Source organism: Bacillus sanguinis, assembly GCF_018332475.1.
Lineage (GTDB): Bacteria > Bacillota > Bacilli > Bacillales > Bacillaceae_G > Bacillus_A > Bacillus_A sanguinis.
Genome location: NZ_BOQB01000470.1, coordinates 1 through 2248, shown reverse-complemented (window position 1 = coordinate 2248; position 2248 = coordinate 1). Strand labels below are relative to the sequence as shown.

Annotated in this window: 4 protein-coding genes; 2 read left to right on the top strand and 2 right to left on the bottom strand. The window is 32.7% G+C overall.

Annotated features, from left to right (window positions below; all coding sequences use genetic code 11):
* Positions 1-587 (top strand): D-alanyl-lipoteichoic acid biosynthesis protein DltD (gene dltD / locus KI369_RS27775; protein ID WP_154165747.1); only part of this gene is annotated, 587 nt, incomplete at its 5' end.
* 39 nt (positions 588-626) lie between these two features.
* Here dltD and KI369_RS27770 read toward each other — a convergent pair.
* A complete protein-coding gene (locus KI369_RS27770) occupies positions 627-851 on the bottom strand; it encodes a hypothetical protein (protein ID WP_000558700.1) in 225 nt (74 codons plus the stop codon).
* 135 nt (positions 852-986) lie between these two features.
* Between KI369_RS27770 and KI369_RS27765 the strand changes: the two genes are divergently transcribed.
* A complete protein-coding gene (locus KI369_RS27765; protein ID WP_212958855.1) occupies positions 987-1475 on the top strand; it encodes a DinB family protein in 489 nt (162 codons plus the stop codon).
* 39 nt (positions 1476-1514) lie between these two features.
* On the opposite strand, the gene uptA is transcribed toward KI369_RS27765, so the two are convergent.
* Positions 1515-2120, bottom strand: a complete 606-nt coding sequence (gene uptA / locus KI369_RS27760) for an undecaprenyl phosphate transporter UptA (protein WP_000254816.1) — start codon at positions 2118-2120, stop codon at positions 1515-1517.
* Between the last annotated feature and the right edge of the window lie 128 nt (positions 2121-2248).

Genomic DNA, 2248 nt, shown 5'->3' with positions numbered 1-2248 from the left:
ACATAAAAGCGGGTTTAGTTAAACCACTTGCTTATATGCATCGAAATATTTTAGATCATAGAGATTTATTTAACTCTATATTTAAGATTGAGCCGATGAAAGAAAAAACAAATGTGGGACTTCGTTCAATTTCATGGGTAGATGCACGTAAACATGCGGAAGAAGAAGGGAAAGCGGAATCTACTACAAACACATTTGGCATTGAAAATCCGTATTACTATAAACATAATTTAAAGAAAAAATTAAAAGGTTTAAAAAACTTTAGAGCAAATGAATCGTATGAAGAATCACCTGAATATGATGACTTACAAATTGTTTTAAATATTTTTAAAGAGAAAAATGTCAAGCCACTATTCATTTCTGTACCTGTAAACGGACCGTGGTATGATTACGCTGGTTTCCCTAAAGAACGCCGTGAAGTATATTATAAAAAAGTTCGGGAACAAGTTGAGAAAGCAGGATACCCAGTAGTTGACTTTTCTGGACATGAATATGATAAGTATTTCTTAAAAGATACAATTCATTTAGGGTGGAAAGGCTGGATTTACTTTGATGAAGCAGTGCAAAACTTTTATACTGAGAAATAAGTGTGGAGAAAAAGGAACGGCTATAAGCTGTTCCTTTTTTTAGTATAGAGGATTTTGATGTGGGCAATTCGGAAAGGCATGTATATCTTGAATGTGTCTAAAATCATAATGCTTCATTGCGAACTGCGCTTGATAAAGGTATTCATACACATATAATTGACCATCATGTGCTGAACATAATACACCAGAGGTTCCTTGCCCATTTATGAAGGAAATGCCGATAGGGCGTCCGATTAAGTATTGTATTTTTTGTTGCCAATGCATAGGGAGATCACTCCTTTTTAAATAATATACGAAATTAATGAATTGTTGCTTATCCACATAACTTTGAAGGCTTTTTATACAATTTCTAGAAGATATTAATTTGAATGAATTATAAGTGCGAGAAAGGAATGAATAATGAAGAAAGAGAATGTTTTGGAAGAAAAATTATATTTAATAGAATGGTGTCAAACATTACAGCGAGTACCTGATGATATATGGTTTCAGGCATTAAGAGAAGGTTCATGGGCAATTGCGGATGTAATTTCACATTTTATCGTTTGGGACGTGTTTTTAATAAAGCATAGAATTCCATACTTTATAAGTGGACAATCTGTACCAAATGTTCCAATAGATGTTGAGGAAATGAATAAGGGAGCAATTAAATATGCGAGATCTGGTATTTCAAAAGAAGGACTATTAAATCAATTCAGTGTTACTCGTAAACAGTTAGTGGATGAAATTGAGCGAATTCTCACCAAATATTTTTATAATGTTTACCAATTTGGCACTAAAAAAGTGAAATTAAATCATTACTTTTCATCACTCATTCAACATGACTTAAAGCACAAAGAAGAAATAATACAATTTCTAATACAAAATCAAGCCTATAATAAAAACCGCTAACATTCGTAATGAATGTATAGCGGTTTTTATTATATATTTTTACGCAAGATTTTTACGTTTTTTTGTCCATTTTTTTATAACGAAGTATAAAACAATAAGTATGACGCCACCAATTGCGAATGATTTCACATATGGTCCAGCGATATCATTAATATTCTCCCAATTTTCACCTAGTTTTTCACCTAAGTAAATGAAAATGATAGACCAAGGGATGATTGCGAGTGCTGTTAACGTAGTGAAACGTAGGAATGACATTTTTGTAATACCAGCAGGAATTGAAATCGCATGACGCACTACTGGAATGAAGCGTGCTGTAAAAATGACGCCAGTTCCGTAACGATTAAACCAATCTTCTGCAGCATCTATTTGTTTTTTATGTATGAAAATATATTTTCCATAACGTTCTAATATAGGGCGTCCGCCGTATCGGCCAATCCAATAAATAAAGATTTGAGCAATAACACCACCAATTGTACCAAACACAACTGCGCCTAAAAATGAGATACTACCATTGAATACTAAGTATCCCGCATAAGCAAGGACAATCTCACTTGGAATAATCTCAATCATAAGTCCAAGCATAATGCCCCAATAACCTAGCCCTTCAAAAAATGTTAATACTGAGTGAATAAAACTACTTACCATTGTTGCACCTTCTAGTTTATGTATTTTTGAATAGGTGAACCTTATAGTTAATAATATAAAAGATTCACTATGTGTAGATTATACCTTATTTGTATAGAGGATTGCTATTTCAATTCTTTTATGTCCTT